Origin of the sequence: Vreelandella aquamarina, assembly GCF_044805175.1 — a bacterium.
GTDB classification, from domain to species: domain Bacteria; phylum Pseudomonadota; class Gammaproteobacteria; order Pseudomonadales; family Halomonadaceae; genus Vreelandella; species Vreelandella aquamarina_B.
This window is the reverse complement of sequence record NZ_CP085232.1, coordinates 637,140-655,130: the sequence shown is the minus strand read 5'-3', so window position 1 is coordinate 655,130 and position 17,991 is coordinate 637,140. Positions and strand designations below refer to the sequence as shown.

17 protein-coding genes and 1 pseudogene are annotated in these 17,991 nt (G+C 55.2%); 6 read left to right on the top strand and 12 right to left on the bottom strand.

Annotated elements, in window-relative coordinates; translation table 11 throughout:
• Nucleotides 1-37: 37 nt before the first annotated feature.
• Complete coding sequence (locus LG300_RS03090) at nt 38-1,513, top strand: amidohydrolase family protein (RefSeq protein ID WP_404376956.1); 1,476 nt, start codon at nt 38-40, stop codon at nt 1,511-1,513.
• 25 nt (nt 1,514-1,538) lie between these two features.
• On the opposite strand, the gene LG300_RS03085 is transcribed toward LG300_RS03090, so the two are convergent.
• Complete coding sequence (locus tag LG300_RS03085) at nt 1,539-2,564, bottom strand: SO_0444 family Cu/Zn efflux transporter (protein WP_404376955.1); 1,026 nt, start codon at nt 2,562-2,564, stop codon at nt 1,539-1,541.
• Nucleotides 2,565-2,635: 71 nt separating this feature from the next.
• On the opposite strand from LG300_RS03085, the gene LG300_RS03080 reads away from it, so the two are divergent.
• The 4 genes from LG300_RS03080 (at nt 2,636) to LG300_RS03065 (ending at nt 6,244) form a co-directional block, all read left to right on the top strand.
• Nucleotides 2,636-3,094 (top strand): helix-turn-helix domain-containing protein, encoded by a 459-nt coding sequence (locus LG300_RS03080; protein ID WP_404376954.1) that lies wholly within the window; start codon nt 2,636-2,638, stop codon nt 3,092-3,094.
• 455 nt (nt 3,095-3,549) lie between these two features.
• Nucleotides 3,550-5,208 carry a methyl-accepting chemotaxis protein gene (locus LG300_RS03075; RefSeq protein WP_404376952.1) on the top strand — a complete coding sequence of 553 codons (1,659 nt, stop codon included), beginning with the start codon at nt 3,550-3,552 and terminating at the stop codon, nt 5,206-5,208.
• Nucleotides 5,209-5,338: 130 nt separating this feature from the next.
• On the top strand, nt 5,339-5,887 hold the full coding sequence (locus tag LG300_RS03070) for a hypothetical protein (RefSeq protein ID WP_404376951.1): 549 nt from the start codon (nt 5,339-5,341) through the stop codon (nt 5,885-5,887).
• Between the two features lie 60 nt (nt 5,888-5,947).
• A complete protein-coding gene (locus LG300_RS03065; protein WP_404376950.1) occupies nt 5,948-6,244 on the top strand; it encodes a DUF1330 domain-containing protein in 297 nt (98 codons plus the stop codon).
• A gap of 74 nt (nt 6,245-6,318) precedes the next feature.
• Here LG300_RS03065 and LG300_RS03060 read toward each other — a convergent pair whose 3' ends face one another.
• The 3 genes and pseudogenes from LG300_RS03060 to LG300_RS03050 form a co-directional block, all read right to left on the bottom strand.
• Entirely contained in the window at nt 6,319-6,789 is a 471-nt protein-coding gene (locus LG300_RS03060; protein ID WP_404376949.1) for an NYN domain-containing protein, read from the bottom strand.
• Between the two features lie 60 nt (nt 6,790-6,849).
• Nucleotides 6,850-7,660 (bottom strand): annotated as a pseudogene (locus LG300_RS03055) (efflux RND transporter permease subunit).
• A gap of 22 nt (nt 7,661-7,682) precedes the next feature.
• Nucleotides 7,683-7,847, bottom strand: a complete 165-nt coding sequence (locus LG300_RS03050; RefSeq protein WP_404378064.1) for a hypothetical protein — start codon at nt 7,845-7,847, stop codon at nt 7,683-7,685.
• On the opposite strand from LG300_RS03050, the gene LG300_RS03045 reads away from it, so the two are divergent.
• Nucleotides 7,811-8,140, top strand: coding sequence for a sensor histidine kinase (locus tag LG300_RS03045; protein WP_404376948.1), 330 nt, complete (start codon nt 7,811-7,813; stop codon nt 8,138-8,140). The two genes, LG300_RS03050 and LG300_RS03045, sit on opposite strands and share 37 nt — an antisense overlap.
• A gap of 63 nt (nt 8,141-8,203) precedes the next feature.
• Here the strand turns inward: LG300_RS03045 and rhuM are convergent, their stop codons facing one another.
• The 8 genes from rhuM to LG300_RS03005 form a co-directional block, all read right to left on the bottom strand.
• Nucleotides 8,204-9,094, bottom strand: coding sequence for a RhuM family protein (gene rhuM, locus LG300_RS03040; protein ID WP_404376947.1), 891 nt, complete (start codon nt 9,092-9,094; stop codon nt 8,204-8,206).
• A 298-nt stretch (nt 9,095-9,392) separates the two neighbouring features.
• Entirely contained in the window at nt 9,393-10,331 is a 939-nt protein-coding gene (locus tag LG300_RS03035; protein WP_404376946.1) for a DUF808 domain-containing protein, read from the bottom strand.
• Nucleotides 10,332-10,420: 89 nt separating this feature from the next.
• Nucleotides 10,421-10,687 (bottom strand): hypothetical protein, encoded by a 267-nt coding sequence (locus tag LG300_RS03030; RefSeq protein ID WP_229755447.1) that lies wholly within the window; start codon nt 10,685-10,687, stop codon nt 10,421-10,423.
• A 140-nt stretch (nt 10,688-10,827) separates the two neighbouring features.
• Nucleotides 10,828-11,637 carry a type IV toxin-antitoxin system AbiEi family antitoxin domain-containing protein gene (locus LG300_RS03025; RefSeq protein WP_404376945.1) on the bottom strand — a complete coding sequence of 270 codons (810 nt, stop codon included), beginning with the start codon at nt 11,635-11,637 and terminating at the stop codon, nt 10,828-10,830.
• Nucleotides 11,638-11,818: 181 nt separating this feature from the next.
• On the bottom strand, nt 11,819-12,610 hold the full coding sequence (locus tag LG300_RS03020; RefSeq protein WP_404376944.1) for a PhzF family phenazine biosynthesis protein: 792 nt from the start codon (nt 12,608-12,610) through the stop codon (nt 11,819-11,821).
• Nucleotides 12,611-12,668: 58 nt separating this feature from the next.
• Complete coding sequence (locus LG300_RS03015) at nt 12,669-13,790, bottom strand: Fic family protein (protein WP_404376943.1); 1,122 nt, start codon at nt 13,788-13,790, stop codon at nt 12,669-12,671.
• Between the two features lie 152 nt (nt 13,791-13,942).
• On the bottom strand, nt 13,943-14,830 hold the full coding sequence (locus LG300_RS03010) for a GIY-YIG nuclease family protein (protein WP_404376942.1): 888 nt from the start codon (nt 14,828-14,830) through the stop codon (nt 13,943-13,945).
• Between the two features lie 52 nt (nt 14,831-14,882).
• Nucleotides 14,883-17,984: a type I restriction endonuclease subunit R gene (locus LG300_RS03005; RefSeq protein WP_404376941.1), complete on the bottom strand. Its 3,102-nt coding sequence runs from the start codon at nt 17,982-17,984 to the stop codon at nt 14,883-14,885.
• Between the last annotated feature and the right edge of the window lie 7 nt (nt 17,985-17,991).

Here is a 17,991-nt window from a genome sequence, read left to right as displayed (position 1 = left end):
GCGCCTTAATGCTCACTTCGCTGATAAGAGACCGCCTATGCCCGCTGCCAATGCGCTTCACGATACACTTCTTCACGCCCACCATACGCACGGGCACGGTGCCTGCTGCTGCGGTTCGCCCATGCTTCAGCAGTTTCACGAGCGGGTGATGGCCGACCTCACACGCCGCCAGATGCTTGGCGGCACCGCTGCAGTCATGGCCATGTTTGCCGGGCTTAATGTGCCTTCAGTGGTCAGCGCGCAGCCCCGCCAAACCAACGGCCCGCTGCTGCTCACCAATCTGCAGCTCTTTGATGGTAGCGGCAGTGCCCTGCAAAGTGGCGTCTCGGTACGTATCGAAGAGGGTCGTATTCACTCCTTACTGCCCGCTGATGCCGCTGCCGAAGGGGCGCAGGTGATCGACTGCGGCGGCCGCGTACTCATGCCAGGGCTCATCGACGCCCACTGGCACACCACGCTGGCGGCAATTACCCAAACCGCCGCCATGACCGCCGATGTGGGCTACATCCACCTGGTGGCGGCCCAGGAAGCCAAGCGCACGCTGATGCGCGGCGTGACCTCGGTGCGGGATGTGGGCGGGCCTTCGTTTGCGCTACAGCGCGCCATTAATGAAGGGATTGTGGATGGCCCACGCATTTTCCCCGCCGGGGCGATGATCTCGCAAACCTCAGGGCACGGCGATTTCCGTATGCGCCACGAGATACCACGGGGCACGAACACCCCGCTTAGCGAGCAGGAGCGCCAAGGGGTCGCGGCGATTGCCGATGGGGAAGATGAAGTGCTGCGGCGCACCCGCGAACAGCTGATGCTGGGCGCCTCGCAAATCAAGCTGATGGCCGGAGGCGGCGTTGCTTCGTTGTATGACCCTCTGGACAGCACCCAGTTTACCGAGCGCGAACTGCGGGCGGCGGTAGAAGCCGCCGATGACTGGGGCACCTATGTGATGGTGCATGTATACACCCCGAAAGGCATACAGCGGGCGCTGAAGGCGGGTGTGAAATCCATCGAACACGGCCAGCTGGCCGATGAAGAAGCCGCCCGCATGATGGCAGGCGAAGGCGCCTGGTGGAGCCTGCAGCCATTTTTGCAGGATGAGGACGCCAACGTGTACCCCGACGCCGCCCGTCGCGAATCCCAGCGCCAAGTGGCCGAAGGCACCGTGCGCGCCTATGAACTCGCCCAGCGCTTCGATATTAACACCGCCTGGGGCACCGACATTCTGTTCAGCCCCCAAAATGCACCCAACCAGCTGCGCCAGCTGGCCAAGCTCACCCGCTTTTACGACCCACTCACCGTGCTTGCTATGGCCACCGGGCGTAACGGCGAACTGCTAGCGCTCTCCGGCCCGCGCAACCCCTACCCCGGCACGCTAGGCAAAATTGAACCCGGCGCCTGGGCAGACCTACTGCTGGTAGACGGCGACCCCAGCCGTAATCTGGATTTTCTGCACGACCCAGAGCAGAACCTGCGCATGATTATGAAAGGCGGGCGTATTTACAAAGACACCCGCTAGGCCACGGTTAAAACCCCAACGACGTTTAAAAGCCCATTAAACGGCGGCGCACAGGCCGGATCGCCACCAGCGCCAGCACCGCCAAAGCCAACCACTCTAACCAGTGGGGCAGCAGCTCTTGCACTTGGCTGGCCTGCTCCACCGGGTTCCAGCCCATTATTCCAATCGCCACATCGAACAGCCAGCCCACTAACACGGTCACTGCCAGCACGCTGGCAAGGTAAACGGCCAGGGCCGGGTTGCCCAACTCGCGGCGCAAAATGGCCAGTGTTGCGAGGCTGGTAATCGGCCCCGCCAGTAAGAACACCAGCGCCATGCCAGGGGAGATGCCCGCCAACAGCAGCCCCGCCGCCACCGGCGTGGCTGCCGCCGCACAGATATAGAGGGGAATACCCACCACCGCCATCAGTAGCAGCGCCAAAATGCCGCCCGAGTAGTGCGCCAGCGTATCTGGCGGTACCAGCGTCACCAACACCCCCGCCAGCAGCAGCCCGGCAAACATCCACGCGCTAATATCATCCAGCAGGTCGCTAAACGCATAACGCAGCCCCGCCTTCAGGCCGCTAGGCTCGCCGGCTTCCGCGGGGTGGTCATGGCAGCCACTTGAAGAGCAGCAGCCGCCGGAGGCTACGGCGGGTGCGGCCACGGCGGCTTCACGGGTAAAGCCCACCAGCAGGCCAGTCACAATGGCCGTTGCCAAGGCGCCGCCAACACGCACCACCACCATCAGCGGCCCCAGCAGCACGCTGGTGAGCAGAATCGAGTCCACACCCACGCCTGGGGTACTGATTAAAAACGACGTGGTAGGCCCGCGCCCCGCACCGCCCCGATGCAGCGCAATGGCGGTAGGAATCGCCCCGCAGGAGCACAGCGGCAGCGGCATCCCAATCACTGCCGCCCGCACAATGCTGCCCAGGCCGCGCCCGCCCATCCAGCGCTGCAGCAAGGTTTCCGGTAACCAGGCTTTAATTAACCCCGCAATCACCAACCCCAACAGCAGCCACGGGGCGGCGGTTAGCGCAATTTGCAACAGCTCGGAAATAAGCGTCATCTCATCACCTGCTTGCTCACAGTGGGAATAAGCGCTAGCCTAAACCCTGTAATCGTTACAGGGTCAAGCCGATGACACATGCCTACCGCATCGGGGAAGTGGCTACCCGCACTGGCTGCTCGCCAGAGAGCATCCGCCACTATGAAAAACTGGGCCTGCTGCCGCCACCCAAACGCGGCGAACAGGGTTATCGGCTGTATAACCAAGCCGCCCTGGAACGTATCGGGTTTATCCGCCATGGCCGCAGCCTGGGATTGGATCTTCACAATATCCAAGAGCTGCTTGCGCTTTCCGACCACCCGGACACCGACTGCAGCGCCGCCGATGAGATCGCCAGCCGCCATTTAGAGCACCTGGAAGAGCGTATTGCCAAGCTGCAGGCACTAGCGGATGAGCTACGCCAGGTAGTCCACCAATGCCGAGGCGGCAAAGCCGCCGACTGCCGGATTATTCAAACGCTCTATGACCACCAACCCGCCTGTAGCGCGCGGGGGTGTGGAGCCAGCGCTCGCTCCAAAGCAAGCGTTTAAGCAAACCGTATTCGCTGCTTACTCCACCGAGTCACCATGCCACTAATCTATCCTCTTTATGTAAAAATTTACTTAACCTTATTAGCAATCAAGAGAGCTTCTCACTCTGAGTTCTCGTAACTCACAGCTAACTAGCATTACGTGTGGAAACGCTCTTTTTAAAAAAAGCTATTTATAATGAGCATCAAACCTCCAAAACGAGCCCCAAAAAGCTCACTATTTTCATAATGTTATGAAAAATCTCTCTACCAGCGCAAAACATTGACCCCGGTCAATATTATCGGCCCTATTTTTCACATTATTTCACAATGTGGCAATTGCATGCTTATACAACAAAGCCCACAATCCACTCATCAAGAAAGGGAAAAATCTACATAAACCCTCTCTAAAAAATAATAAAAAAGTAAACACGCACTCCCAAATGACCATATCAACCTTGCCTAAGGGTTTATGAAATGAACCGAATCATTCATAACTTATCTATAAAGAAAACATTGACCATTGTCATGGCCACCCTAGTTTTCTTTATGCTGCTACTTTCTGCGTTGAGCATTGTCATAAATAAAAACGGGTCAAAGTCACTCTATGAGTTATCTGAGATGGGTGTGACTCAAATGAACGCTATCAATCGCTCAGAAGCTAACTTATCCCAAGCGAATGGAAGCATACGTGAATATTTAAAAACCTGGGAAGAGGGTGAAAACAGCAGTGAAGTGGAGCGCTGGAAGTCTGAAGCGGAAACCTCATTAGCCTCAGCACAGCAGCGCATAGATGAATTTAATTCAATCACCCCTCCTCCAGGTAGCCAGCGCGAAGCACTGGCTTTGGAAGCTAACCAGGCTTACCAAGCGTACATCTCACTGCTAAACAATGTACTGCAAGCCACTACCCTAAGTGCAGCCCAAGATGCTTTGCTACAAGTAGCCAGCAACAGAAGAGACTTTCAAGCTAAAGTACGCGAATTTGTACAATTAACAGAAGCTAGAAGCGCAGAAGTTTTAGTTCAAGATGAAAAGAACAGCCGCCTATCACTTATCGCCACAATCGCGATTATTGGGTTTGCACTTATCATGGTGATTTTAGCGCGAATCGTTATTATCAGAGCCATTGTCAACCCAATTAACAGCATTCTAGTCAACCTAACCGCGATCGCAAAAGGCGACTTAACGCAGGACATTCAACTGCTTGGGCGCAATGAAATCGGTGCACTACTCAATGGTTTGCAAGAAATGCAGACACAGTTAGCCGACATTGTCCAAATGCTGAAGCTGAACAGTGACAACTTATTCACCGGCACGAATGAGATCTCCATAGGCACACAGGACCTCTCATCGCGCACTGAGGAACAAGCCGCTGCGCTACAAGAAACCGCTGCCAGCCTTGATGAGCTAACCGCCACCGTCAAAATGAACGCTGACAACGCCGCAGAGGCCAATAAAATCACCTCTCGTGCTGCCAAAACAGCGCATACGTCTGCTGAAGAAGGCGAGCAGATGCTAACAATGATGCGTGAATTAGAAGAGAACGCAGCCAAAATGGGAGAGATCGTTAGTATTATTGATGGCATCGCCTTTCAAACTAACCTGCTGGCGCTCAACGCCTCTGTAGAAGCAGCACGAGCAGGTGAACAGGGCCGCGGTTTTGCAGTGGTGGCTAACGAGGTTCGCCAACTTGCCAGCCGAAGCTCGCAATCGGCTAGCCAAATCCGCTCTATGCTGGAAATGAGCCGCTCTAAAACAACCGAGTGCTCTACCCAAGCCCAAAAAAGCGGTACAACCATTCGTGAACTAGCGGAGAACGTTGGCAAAGTCTCTGCGCTAATGGCAGAAATTACCCAGGCCTCTGAAGAACAAAGCCGGGGTATTGACCAGGTAAACATTGCGATTTCACAAATCGATTCTGTCACCCAACAAAACGCTGCGCTAGTGGAAGAGTCCAGCAGCGCAGCAGCCTCACTGGAAGACCAGGCACGGCAGCTGGCAGATATTACTGCTAAGTTTAAAGTGTCAACGTATACCAAGGCGAACCACCACGCCCTAGCCACTCCAACATACTTAAAACAGATAACAAAGCGTGAACATGCAGATTCAGAAGCGGACTGGCAAACCTTCTAACTATCGGTAATAACGCTGAACCCCAGGGCGGCCCACAAAGGCCGCCCTTCTCTTTTGGAGCGCCCCGCTCGCCTTCCTACAAGCACTCGGCTAGGGTGACGTTATTTAACCGACAAACGAGAAATATCCGATGATCCAGACCAAGGAAGAACTCGACGCTATTAAAAAATCGTGCCGAGCGATGGTGACCAAAAGCGCCGGACTTTCCGCAGGCACCGCGATTATTCCGGTACCGGGCTTGGATGTTGGCTCGGACGTGGCCATTCTGATGCGGATCATTCCCAAAATTAACAGCAAGTTCGGCCTCACGCCGGAGCAGATCGACAGCCTGGACACCGAAAACAAGCTGTTCGTGATGACCGCCATCTCCAACACCGGCAGCAAAATGGCGGGCAGATACATCACCCAGAACCTGATTATCTCGCTACTCAGCAAAATGGGCGTGCGGGTAGCGGCGAAAAGCGCCTCCAAATTCGTGCCGCTAATAGGCAGCGCCGTGGCAGGCGGTATCAGCTTTACCGCCATGAAGTACATGGGCAACAGCCATATCGACGACTGCTACCACATCGCCCTCGCGGCACTGGAAAACCAGCAGCTTGAACGCGCGAAGGATAACGAAAGCGTGATTGAAGCGGATGCTCCGACCCAGGCCAATGAATCCCATAGCGACGCTTCATAGGGCCGCACCTCTAGGCGGTGGTATGCTTTAGCGACTTTTCATATTACGTAGGAGAAAGGAATGCCCGCTTATATCGTTCTGACCCGTGAACACACCCACGACAACGAAGAAATGCAGCGCTACAGCGAAAAAGCCAAAGCCGCCCGCGAAGGCCACGACCCGCAGCCGCTGGCGTTTTACGGCGATTTTGAAGTGCTGGAAGGCAGCGCGATGGAGGGCGCGGTCATCCTACGCTTTCCTGATATGGCTGCCGCCCGCGCCTGGTACCAAAGCCCCGCCTACCAAGAAGCCCGCAAACACCGTTTCCTGGGTGCCGACTACCGCGTCTTTTTGGTGGATGGCATCGAAGAGGCGTAAGGCGGCACCCTATTCGGCTCACTTGTTGAGCCGAATAGCCTCTGTATTCGGCTCAAACTCTTCTCGCGGTTCCTCTACCCCAACAATAGGTCGCGCTCGATGGGGATGAACTCGCTTGCCGCATGAATGAGCGAGGCAGCAGTGAGCTGGGGCACGCCGTAGACCTCGACGCGCTTACCATGCACTTCACGGATTTTCTGGGCCAGCAGGTCGAAATCACCATCGCCAGACACCAGCACATCCGCTTTCTCGGCGTATTCGATGGCATCAAGAGTGATGCCCACGTCCCAGTCGCCCTTGGCGGAGCCATCCGCGCGCTGAATAAACGGCTTTAGCCTTACCTCGAAGCCAATCGAACGGAGGATATTCTGGAACTCACGCTGCTTAGCGTCGCCTTTATCGATGGCATAGCAGCGGGCGGCCACCACCTCCCGGTTGGCCGTTGCCTGGGCCCAGAAACGGCGGTAATCGAAGTGTTTGCCGTAGGCCTCGCGCACGGTGTAATAGACGTTCTGGGTATCCACGAAGAGAGCAACGCGTGTCATGGCAAGGGGCCTCGGCAGTGAGTGTGCCACCATGGTACGCGATAACCGTTGCACGCGACCTTAGCGTTTGGCTCTCCAGCCCTTCACCCGCTCCTGAAGGCCCATCACGAACACGAAGAACACCGGAACGAAGAGAATCACCAGCAGTGTTCCGCTGACCATGCCGCCGAAAACACCCGTGCCTATCGCATGCTGGGTGTTGGCGCTGGCGCCAAACGCGACCATCAAGGGCACCACCCCTAAACCGAAAGCGAGTGAGGTCATCAGGATCGAACGCAGGCGCAGACTGGCGGCCTCCACCGCGGCCTCCATCAATCTCTTACCTTGCTCACGCAGTTGTTTTGCAAACTCAACAATCAGAATCGCGTTTTTCGCCGACAGCCCGATCACGGTGACCATCCCCACTTTGAAGAACACATCGTTCGGCAGGTCACGCAGCAGCATAGCGGCCACCGCCCCCAGTAGCCCCAACGGAACCACCAAGATGACCGACAGCGGAATGGTCCAGCTCTCGTAGAGCGCGGCTAACACCAGAAACACCGCCAGGATGGATAGCGCCACCAGCATGGGTGCCTGCGCAGCAGACTGTTGCTCCTGCAAGGACTGCCCGGTCCAGGCCACGGCGAAACCGGGCGGAAGCTGCTGCGCTAGACGCTCCATCTCAGCCATCGCTTCACCGGTGGAAGCCCCCGCCGCCGCACTGCCGGAAATACTAGTGGCGGGATAACCCAGGTAGCGCAATTTGTAGCGGTGTTTCGTCCCACACCGGCGTCACCACCTCTGAGAGCGACACCATGCCTCCCTGGCTATTCAGCACATGCAGCTTGAGCACATCGTCAACCTGCATGCGTGCCGACGCATCCGCTTGCATAATCACCTGCTGCATTCGGCCCTCATTCGGGAAATGCTTCCTGAGCGCCTTCCGCTTCGCTTGCCGCCGTGGCACCGTCGCGCTGCCCCCACTCCTTTAACGTGGTGAACGCCAGCGCCGTATTCGCGCCAGAGCCTGAGTCGTCAGGCGTTGCTGGCGCTGCTGGAAAACGTTCGCCAGCATGCATCGCCAGGACCCATCACCATCCAAACGCGCCAGGACGACGCTGGGTATGTGCTGCGTGTCATCGACGCTGGCCCAGGCATACCACAGGAAGATGCCGCTCATATTTTCACGGCGTTCCGACATGCACGGGATACCGAAAATGGTACGCCTGGAGACAAGCGAGGAAGTGGGCTCGGATTGGCGGTAGTCGCGGCGATTGCGAGAGCCCACCGTGGCGAGGCCAGATGCACCCCCTCTGATGAGGGCGGCTCTTGTTTTGAGTTGCGCTGGCCTACTCAATCACATAGCACGTGATTGCTTGAATAATCGGCGGTCGGTGCCATGGCATTAGATCTCAGCGCTGCCTTATTGATAGCTTCATTCGTCTTTCAGCAGTATGAAATGCTCAATCAGCCGAATCATCAACGTTTTCTGATCGGGTAGGCTTTCAGCCACTAACAGCGCTAATGCGACAAGCGTATTGTCGTTGATCAGTTGCTCAACGGGCCGGGCTAGCAAAGCTGCATTGCGACGCAAGTACCATAGAAACAAAAACGATCCACAGCGCTTATTTCCATCGGCCAGAGGGTGATTCTTGATCACAAAGTAAAGCAGATGCGCCGCTCGGGTGGCCACATTGGGGTAAAACAGTTCGTCGCCAAATCCCTGTTCGATGGTGGCCAAGGCTGAGGTCAAACCGTCGCCCCGCACCTGCCCAAACAGTTCGGTTGCTTCACCTTTAGCGATTAAGGTCTGTTTTAACTCGCCAATAGCTTTCAAGGCTTCTTCCAACTCAAGTGAGTGCATACCGGGCTGTTTGATGTTTAGCTCGGTCAATTGTTGCTCGTCGTAGCCTTGCAGCAGGCTCCAAGAACGAGCGTAATCGCTAATCACACGAGCAACCGCTTCTCCTTCTGTTGAAACCAAGCCTTGATTGGTCAGGGTTCGGCTGAGCAGATTCACCGCTTGCTCAAACTCTATGCCACGCTCGGTTAGACGGCGCTGGTTGAGGGTATAGCCTTGCACCAAATGGTCTTTTAATACTTGAGTTGCCCACTTTCGGAAATGGGTGGCACGCTTTGAGCTAACCCGATAACCAACAGAAATAATGGCATCAAGATTGTAGTGTTTGGTGCGGTATCGCTGCCCATGCTCAGCCATATGTTCCAAAATGGAACATGTGCTGTCTTCATTCAGCTCTCCACTTTTATAAATATTACTTAAGTGCTTGGTGATTGCAGGGCGCTTGGTGTTAAACAGTTCTGCCATCTGCGCTTGGCTTAACCAAACGGTCTCTTGCTCAAGCGTTACCTCTAGATGTGATTGCCCATCTTCGCTGATGAATATCTGTATTTGCTGGTCATTCATGAATGTTGCCTCTCAGGTTTACTTAAAGCGCTGTGCGACTTCAAAACAAGCACCTCCCAAGCAAGCAGCACTCAATCCAGCAGTACTCAATTCAGCAGTACTCATCTTTGCATACTAAAAGAGAGACTCCAGCGCGCCCGCCCTCAGGTGGTTAAGTAAACCTTAGCATAAAAACTGTCTATTTATACAGCAAATGTTACTAGCGCTGGGCAGGAACGAAGCGCAACACACCCACCACCACCGAGCCCACCAAAAAGCCAATCACCGCAGAGCACAGCGTATTGAAACTCCAGCCAAGCGTGCCGCCCAAGGCGCCGGTGGCCTCGCGAATGCCTAGCTCGATATGGTGTACCCATTCATAGGGCGCGTTGAACCATCCCGTTCCCTCGGCACCCAAGTTAACCATTAGGATATGCCCACCCACCCAGAGCATAGCGACAGTACCTACCACCGAGATCGTTGCCAGCACCTTGGGCATGGCCGTGACCAAGCCACGGCCCAGCGCCTGTATGCCTGAATGATCACGCTGGGCGAGTTTCAGGCCCACATCGTCCATCCTGACCAGCAGCGCCACCACGCCATACACCAGTATCGTGATAACAAACGCCACCACCACCAAGCTGGCTAGCTGTGACCAGAGCCCCTGATGAGACACCGTCGCCAGCGCAATCACCATAATTTCAGCCGACAGAATCAGGTCGGTGCGGATGGCACCACTGACGATCTTATTCTCGGCTTCTGGCCCTTTTTCGACCGCGGGCTTGTCATCGTCATGCTGGCCAGAGAGCTTATGCCATACCTTCTCCGCGCCCTCAAAAGCCAAGTAGGTGCCGCCTATCATCAGGATGATCGGCAGTAGCCCGGGCAGAAAGTGGTTCAGCAGCAGCGCCGCCGGTAGAATAAACATCAGCTTGTTGCGGATGGAGCCCAGCGCGATCTGCTTCACAATTGCCAGCTCACGCTCTGCCACTACCCCGTGCAAATATTGCGGCGTCACCGCCGCATCATCCACCACCACCCCTGCCGCCTTCGCCGTCGCACGACCAGCGGCGGCGCTCACATCGTCCAGTGATGCGGCGGCTAGCTTCGCCAAGGCGGCAACCTCATCCAGTAATCCTATTAAACCGCCAATAGCCATGGGTGCTTGCTCCGTGAATAAGCATTGCAGACAGTAAAGCACACGGTGGCTGGGGCGGGCGGTCTCTTTCGCATCCCGATTTGTACCTCTTATCCCAGCAAGTGCTCCAGCTCATGGCGTTGCTCAGCATGTTTCGAGGCGTTATCGCTTTTCAGTTTTTTCAGGTTGATGAGTTTCCAGCGTACAGCAGGCAGATTGGCTGCTTCTGGGCGGCCGATGGCATCAAAATCCGGTATACCGTCATGCAGGCTCAGTAAGAAGCGTTTGGTATTTTCATCAAAGCGTGACTGAATATCCGCAATCAACCGCTTACGTATGCTCAACAGTTCTTCGAGGCTAACAGGAGTTCTGGTCATACCCTCAAATTCTTGTGTATAAGGCTGATCAAGATCGATGAGGTTTGGATTCAATAGCTCATGTGAAGGGCGCGAAGAACTCTTCCTTAGCAACATACGGAAGGATACGTACCAGTAGCGCAACCTGCGCCTCATAAATCTCACGTGCCATCGCTAGCCCCCTCCCCCGTAAATTCTGCAGGCACCATAATACGATAGCGTGGATGAATCTTACCGCCTTTGACGAGTGCCCTATCGCCACTGCCAAGGTTGAACGCGGTGGCATCAAGACGCTTGCGCCAAGGGTGGTCATGGCGATCCGCAAAGACAAAGAATAGCCGCTTTACCTTAATCTTCTTACAACTGTGCAACAGCACGGACAGCACTTTTGGGCGTAACGTCGTCAAGCTCTCAAAGAGCATATCGAGGTGATGAAAGCTCTCGTGGTCGGGCAGCTCATCCATAGCTTCCATCACCGCCCTTTCGGGCATCGACATATTAAGCATCCACTCCCATGGCAGTGCGTCTTCATCATTGTTTCTCTGATTAGCTAGCCCTAGCGATGAGTCAGAAAACAGTGACGTGTTGCGGATTTTGATGGGGGCGGTAAGTGGTAGCTTGCTGAGCCAGCTAGGGATCGTATCACCGTATACCCAAACAGGCGCATTGCTGCCCAAACGTAAATAATGATCATACCCCTGCAAGGAGAGTGCCGTGGTGCCACCGACATGAATGTCATAACGCATGATGTGCTGCATGGAGAGCAGGCAGGTTTTCCAATCGATGGCTGTGCTGGGCGCAGGACGCCGAAATACACCTCGGTTAATCCTCTCTAGCCAGCCGTTCTCGACGTATTTACGTGCCAGAAAGCGGCTCACGCCCTGTCGTTCAAGCCAAGCGGTATCCGCCATAAACCCAGGTGGTATGGCTTCTAATACATTCTTTAATATTAATTTTTTTTGTGTACTCATAGGACACAAAGTAGCATTCAACTAAAGGATTTACTACACTCGACTTTGAAAAATATAAATTTGGTGTACCTAAAGACCACAAACTACCAGATCTATAAAGAAAAAGAACGGTATGCTCATTTACTTGTTTGTTTTCAATCCTGATACTCCCGCTGGGACTCATCGCCATAGCCTATGCTCATTAGCTATCAGGCAGCGTGATTTGCCCCATTAGATAAGGCGCAACGCGGCCTTTAATCATCACGCGCTCGCCTTCTACCACGCAGCTAAGCGCACCTTGGCGTGCCCCACCCTGGCGAGCAGTCAGCGCTTGCTTACCCAAACGCGCTGCCCAGTAGGGCGCAAGCGAGGTATGGGCCGAGCCGGTCACCGGGTCTTCTTCCACGCCGACCTTGGGGCCAAACCAGCGAGACACAAAATCCTCGTCGTCGCCTTTCGCGGTAACGGCCACACCTCGCCCTGGTAACTGTTTAAGCCGCTGCATATCCGGTGCCAGGCGATCAATCACACTCGCCTCTTCAACTACCACCACAATGTCATCCGAGATCAGCAGTTCCTCGATTTCGATACCGCCCAGGGCAGCGGCTACCTCTGCGTGCATGTTTAGCGGTGCGAGCATTTTTGCGGGGAAATCCATCACCAGCACATCGCCCTCGCGGCGAACGGTCAGTACACCGCTTCTGGTTTCAAAGGCCACCGCCTCGGCCACCACGCCCAAGGCATGGAACACCACCCAGGCCGCCGCTAAGGTGGCATGGCCGCAAAGATCCACCTCCACCGAAGGCGTAAACCAGCGCAGGTGGTAGCCCGCTTCCGTGGGTACGAAAAACGCGGTTTCGGAAAGGTTATTCTCCGCTGCAATGGCCTGCAGCAGCGCATCATCCAACCACGCCTCCAGCGGGCACACGGCTGCTGGGTTGCCTTCAAAGGGTTTTGAGGCAAAGGCATCTACTTGGTATAGGTCGATTTTCATGGCATCCAACTTATTAAATAAGCTTTTGAGGACAGAAACATATCAATACTCAGGTGACTCATTGGACTAGCCTAAACACCACTGCATAACGCGTGCTGCGCCCGCCGCCGGGCAGCTTGGAAAGGCAGCCTTTCTCCACCAGTTCTGCTAAATCCCGCGTGGCAGTGGCTTTACTCACCTTAGCCAACGATTGGTACTTGCGGGCATTAATACCCTGTGCAAACTCCTCCCCTGCGGTATCCAACAAACAGTTCAGCACATTAATTTGCCGTTCGTTCAGCACAGTAGTGGCATGGCGCTGCCAAAAGGTCGCTTTCACTAACACACGATCAATTCTTAACAGCGCCTGCTCAAGCGCCTCTTTTAGCGTATCGAGGAACCACAACAGCCAAGGCGTAATATCGAGACTTCCCTTCTGGGTGCGTTCGAGGTAGTCGTAGTAAGCGCTTCGTCGCGCCATGATCGCCGCACTTAGAGAGTAGAAACGCACCAATTGCCTCTCTGCCTGCGCGAGCGCCCGGTCGGTGACTGCGCGGGTGACGCGCACATTGCCATCGTCAAAGGGATGCAAGGTAACCAACCATAGATGTGCAATACCTGCGCGCACCAACGCATCCAGCCCCTCTGGCGGATGGTTGAACCACGTCAGAAACGCACCCAATTCGGCATCCAACTGTTCACGGGGTGGCGCTTCGAAATGGACGGTAGGCCGTTCAAGTCGCCCTGAGACTACCTGCATGAGGTGATCACCACGCAACTCGCCCACACGCATCTGACTCATCAGGCCAGGGCCTTGCACAAACAGCATGGACTGCCAAAGGCACAGCCGCTCATAGGTAAGCGGCTCATCTAACTGACGCGTAGATTGCAGCAACAGCGCTATCAGTGCCTCAGATTCTGATGTCGTTCTGCCAGGCATACCGGCCAGCTCGACACCCAACTGGCGAGCCACGGAAGACCTCACCGAGCCAACATCCAGGCGTTCGCCTTCAATTTCGCTGGTACAAATAGCATTCTGAATCAGCGCATCCATCTCCACATCCAGATCCGCCTGCCCGGGCGCAGCCTCGGATTTACCCAACACACGCCCCTGCAGCAGCCGCACGGCATCTAACGTAGGCCGCAGCGCGGATTCGTCCCACTCAAAAAGCGGCCAATGCTGTTGTTCCCAGATATACATGAGCTGATTGCCCCGCCTATTCAGATCATATTATGGGTCGTTTATGGTTGATATTTGGCTCATGGGCTAGTCAAGTCAGGAAGTTGTTTCAGGTGGGATAAAGAATACAGAAAAGCACACATTCCACTAGGGCAAGTTGAAAAACGTTTTGGCTAAATAACTGATAACTTTACGTTTTGGATAGCTTTCAAAGTTTTTCCGTTAACATCCTTCCAAGCCAAACGGCCGTTGGCGCTACCGCCCACTAATACGCCCGCTGCTGTTGAAGGAGAGGAAAACCGAAAATCTTGGGTGAATATCAATTTTCCATTCTGTGGCGCTAGTACGCCACGCTCTTGCAGGAGCTGGCGCTGCTCGCGCATGTAGTCATGGATGGAAAGAGTTTCTTCAGCACGTGCCAATGAGCCTTTGAGTACCACAAAGCCATCGGCGACTTCTTTACCAGTGCCTTCAGCCCCACGTTCGTTAAGATAAAGTGTCAGCGGCGGCTCGACTTGATCTGAAGATGACGCAGCGGCTTGGCTGCTAGCTGATTCAAACGCATCAATTCCCAATAGCGGAAAAATCACCAGCATCTCGGCTAAAAACCACTCGGCATCGGCACGGTCGGCTTCAGAAAGCGGGGGCGGTGCCGGAAAGGTGCCGTTGTCTAGCGCCCACTGGTTAGCAGTCTTCGCCAGAGCCAGTAAACCAGCTTCCAGATAACGCACGTTGGCTTTGTTCAAGCCTTCATTAGTGCTAGTAAAGGCAACCACCCGTGTCCAAAACTCCTTCCCCGACACATGCTGCTTGATACGATCTCCGAGCGAATCGGCTTCGCCTACATACAACTTGGCCGCACCATCTTCCGTTTGACCGGTGAGCACATAGACGCCCGGCTGCGCCATTTCGCTTCTGGCCAGTGCACGCTCAAGCTGTGAGCGATTAGCCACCACTGCCCTGCCCGTCCAGTTAGATTTCTCGACCACTCGTAGCCCTTCGGGCGTGCCGTCGGCGAGGAAGATGCGGATGGAGGTTGGGCGTGGGTGACTGGATGTCATTAGTCTCTCTCTTGGTCACGATACAGCGCGAGCTTTTTAGACAAGCTCACTTTTATACATTTCTGCCCAGCCCAGGGTTTTGCAGCGCATTTTTAAGGCTTTGATAAAACGCCGCCTTGAACGTCGGGTCCTGGGCGTGGAGTTTGTATAACTCCATCTCCTCCTTGCGCCGTTTCAACATCACTTCTTTCATGATTTTATCGAAGGCGATTTCACGCGAGTAGGGGTCTGGGTTATCGCTGAATTTCTGCTCGAAATCTGGATGTGCTCTCACGCTGTCCAAAATATTAAGAAACTTGACGCGCTGCTCTTCTGGCGTAGCACTCCAGCCTTGAAACCAGCGCTCGTTAAAGGTCTTGATGATCTCCTCGAGCGGGTCCTTCTGGCTCTCTTCTTCACGGTACCCACGCGGATTGGGGTTTTGCGGATCGAGCGTGGCCTCCTCGGCATCCAGTGTAATGGCATGGTTGAGCTTCGTTCTGCCCAATCCGTAGGAGGAAAGATCGACGGCCTCAAGCAGCTCATCGAGTTCATCCTGGTCCGGGTCCTGAATCTTTAGCTTCGGAATGAGGAACTTCATAAACCAGAACAGCTTTTCCCACGCCACGACTTCGAACGGCATGATCGATGCCATTTGACCGTAGATCTTGACGAACTGCTTGGCCTTGATCTTGAAGTCGATCTTGTCTTTATCCTCGAGCCCCAGCTCCGCGTTGAACCGCTCGGCGGCTGTATCAATGAGTGGGCTCAGCTTCTGGGCATCCTCCTGGTTGAAGAAACGCTGGCAGAACTCGTCCACTTCCTCCCACTCGTAAATACCGGTTTCATCGAGTGCATCTTTCAAGGCATGCAGAACGTTGACATCCGTCGCCTGCGACAGCGTCGTCACGGTGAAGAAGGGGTCGAACGCCTTTTTGATGTCGTCGACCTCGTTGAAAAAATCGAGCACGAACAGGTCTTCGGTCCGCTTGCCCAGTTTGGGCGCCGAGCGATTCAAACGCGATAGCGCCTGAACGGCCAGCACCGACTGCAGCTTTTTATCCACATACATGGCGCAAAGCTTGGGTTGATCAAAGCCGGTCAGATACTTATTGGCCACCACCAGTAACCGAAAGGTGTTCTCGACGCTCTGGCCGTTCAGCAGCATCGGCTTGCCTTTATCGTCGTAGCCATCGAAATAGAAGCGCGTCTTCTCCTCGGGGAAACCGTTCATCTCGGCTTCCGTGTACTTGATGCCGTCGACCTCCTTATCACCCGAAAAGGCAATCAACGCTTTGAACGGATTGCCGCGCTTCTCCAGCTCCTTCTGTACCGCGCGATAGTAGCGAATGGCCATCTCGATATTCTGGGTGATGATCATTCCCCGAGCCTTACCGCGCAGCTTCTTCTTGTTGACCACGTTATCGACGAAGTCTTCCACCATGACCTCGGCCTTGATGTCGATGGTTTGCTGGCGGTGTTCGACGAAGGCGCGCAGCTTCTTCTGCGCCTTGGCGGTATCGAACAGCGGGTTGTCCTCAATGGACTTCTGAATCTCGTAATAGCCTTTGTAGGTGGTGTAATTGGCCAGCACATCGAGGATGAAACCCTCCTCGATCGCCTGTTTCATGCTGTAAAGATGAAATGGCTCGTATCCGCCCTCTGGCTGCTTTACGCCGAACATTTCCAACGTACTGTTCTTGGGGGTAGCCGTGAAGGCAAAATAAGAAGCGTTGCCCCGCTGCTTGCGTGCCCGTATGGATGTGAGAATCTTGTCCTGGTTGTCCTCCTCGTCCGTTTCCGAACTTCCCCCCATGGCCTTGTTCATGTTGCCTTGAGAGTGGCTGGTTTGGCCGCTGTGGGCTTCGTCGATAATCACGGCAAAACGCTTATCAGAGAGGTCCGCGATGCCATCGATAATAAAGGGAAACTTCTGAATCGTGGTGATGATGATCTTCTTACCGTTCTCCAGCGCCGCTCGGAGATCCGAAGAGCGCATCGCCGGGGCGACGATGTTCTTCACCTCGGAGAAGTCCTTGATGTTCTCGCGCAGCTGCTTGTCCAGCAGGCGGCGGTCGGTCACGACGATCACACTATCGAACAGCGGCGCATCCAGCGCCTTCGCGCCGGGCAGGTCGGCCTGCTCGGGGTAGCTTTCGATCAGTTGGTAGGCGGCCCAGGTAATCGAATTGGATTTTCCCGATCCGGCGGAGTGCTGAATCAGGTAACTCTGGCCCACCCCATGCGCAGCGGTATGGGCCAGCAGCTTGCGTACCACGTTGAGCTGGTGATAGCGCGGAAAGATCAGGCTTTTCTTCGCCAGCGGGTCGGTGCTTTTACCTTCCAGCAGCACGAAGTGCTGGATGATACCGGCGAGACTGTCGGGCTTGAACACCTCTTCCCATAGATAAGCAGTACGGTGGCCGTTCGGGTTAGGCGGGTTGCCCGCGCCTTCGTTATGCCCTTTGTTGAACGGCAGAAACCAGGTGGCGTCCCAGGCGAGCTTGGTCGCCATCCAGGCTTCATCGGTATCGGCGGTCATATGGACCAGCACTCGCCCGAACTGCAGCAACGGCTGGGAGGCATCCCTGTCGCGGTACTGCTTCTGGCCGTGGTAACGCGCCGTCTGTTGCGTCCAGGCGTTTTTCAACTCCAGGGTGACGATAGGCAGGCCGTTGACGAACAGCACCATATCGATGGATTCGTTGGGGTTCGCCAACGAGTGATGCACCTGGCGCGTCACGCTCCACACGTTGGCGGCGAAGTTGTCGTGCACCGTCTGAGCGGAACTGGCCAGCGGCGCGGGGTACATCAAGATAAGGTGGGCATCCTCGACCAGCAGGCCTTTTTTCAATAGGTGCAGCACGCCCTTGCGCTTAATCACCTTGTCGTACTGGCCGAGAATGCGCGCCCGCCAATCGGCGGGGTGGCGGGTCTTGAGCTTGTCGAGTGCTTTCGGCTGAGTGGTTTCGAGAAACTCCCAGAACCGAGGGGTATCCAGCGCCAGCGCCGCATCGAAGTCGCTGGCATGGCCAAGGCGGTAAGCACCACTCACGCCGTAAGTAGCAGGCTCGGTAATGCCCTGCGCCTGCGCTTCACTCGTGGTGCCGGTCAGGCTGCGTTCGATGGCCTTTTCCAGCGCTTTTTCCGTGGTGTCGCTTACCGCATAACTCATGACTGCC

Coding starts and splice junctions, on each gene's coding strand:
- LG300_RS03090 (WP_404376956.1), top strand. CDS start 38: ATGCCCGCTGCCAATGCGCTTCACGATACACTTCTTCACGCCCACCAT.
- LG300_RS03085 (WP_404376955.1), bottom strand. CDS start 2,564: ATGACGCTTATTTCCGAGCTGTTGCAAATTGCGCTAACCGCCGCCCCG.
- LG300_RS03080 (WP_404376954.1), top strand. CDS start 2,636: ATGACACATGCCTACCGCATCGGGGAAGTGGCTACCCGCACTGGCTGC.
- LG300_RS03075 (WP_404376952.1), top strand. CDS start 3,550: ATGAACCGAATCATTCATAACTTATCTATAAAGAAAACATTGACCATT.
- LG300_RS03070 (WP_404376951.1), top strand. CDS start 5,339: ATGATCCAGACCAAGGAAGAACTCGACGCTATTAAAAAATCGTGCCGA.
- LG300_RS03065 (WP_404376950.1), top strand. CDS start 5,948: ATGCCCGCTTATATCGTTCTGACCCGTGAACACACCCACGACAACGAA.
- LG300_RS03060 (WP_404376949.1), bottom strand. CDS start 6,789: ATGACACGCGTTGCTCTCTTCGTGGATACCCAGAACGTCTATTACACC.
- LG300_RS03050 (WP_404378064.1), bottom strand. CDS start 7,847: ATGCATGCTGGCGAACGTTTTCCAGCAGCGCCAGCAACGCCTGACGAC.
- rhuM (WP_404376947.1), bottom strand. CDS start 9,094: ATGGCAGAACTGTTTAACACCAAGCGCCCTGCAATCACCAAGCACTTA.
- LG300_RS03035 (WP_404376946.1), bottom strand. CDS start 10,331: ATGGCTATTGGCGGTTTAATAGGATTACTGGATGAGGTTGCCGCCTTG.
- LG300_RS03030 (WP_229755447.1), bottom strand. CDS start 10,687: ATGACCAGAACTCCTGTTAGCCTCGAAGAACTGTTGAGCATACGTAAG.
- LG300_RS03025 (WP_404376945.1), bottom strand. CDS start 11,637: ATGAGTACACAAAAAAAATTAATATTAAAGAATGTATTAGAAGCCATA.
- LG300_RS03020 (WP_404376944.1), bottom strand. CDS start 12,610: ATGAAAATCGACCTATACCAAGTAGATGCCTTTGCCTCAAAACCCTTT.
- LG300_RS03015 (WP_404376943.1), bottom strand. CDS start 13,790: ATGTATATCTGGGAACAACAGCATTGGCCGCTTTTTGAGTGGGACGAA.
- LG300_RS03010 (WP_404376942.1), bottom strand. CDS start 14,830: ATGACATCCAGTCACCCACGCCCAACCTCCATCCGCATCTTCCTCGCC.
- LG300_RS03005 (WP_404376941.1), bottom strand. CDS start 17,984: ATGAGTTATGCGGTAAGCGACACCACGGAAAAAGCGCTGGAAAAGGCC.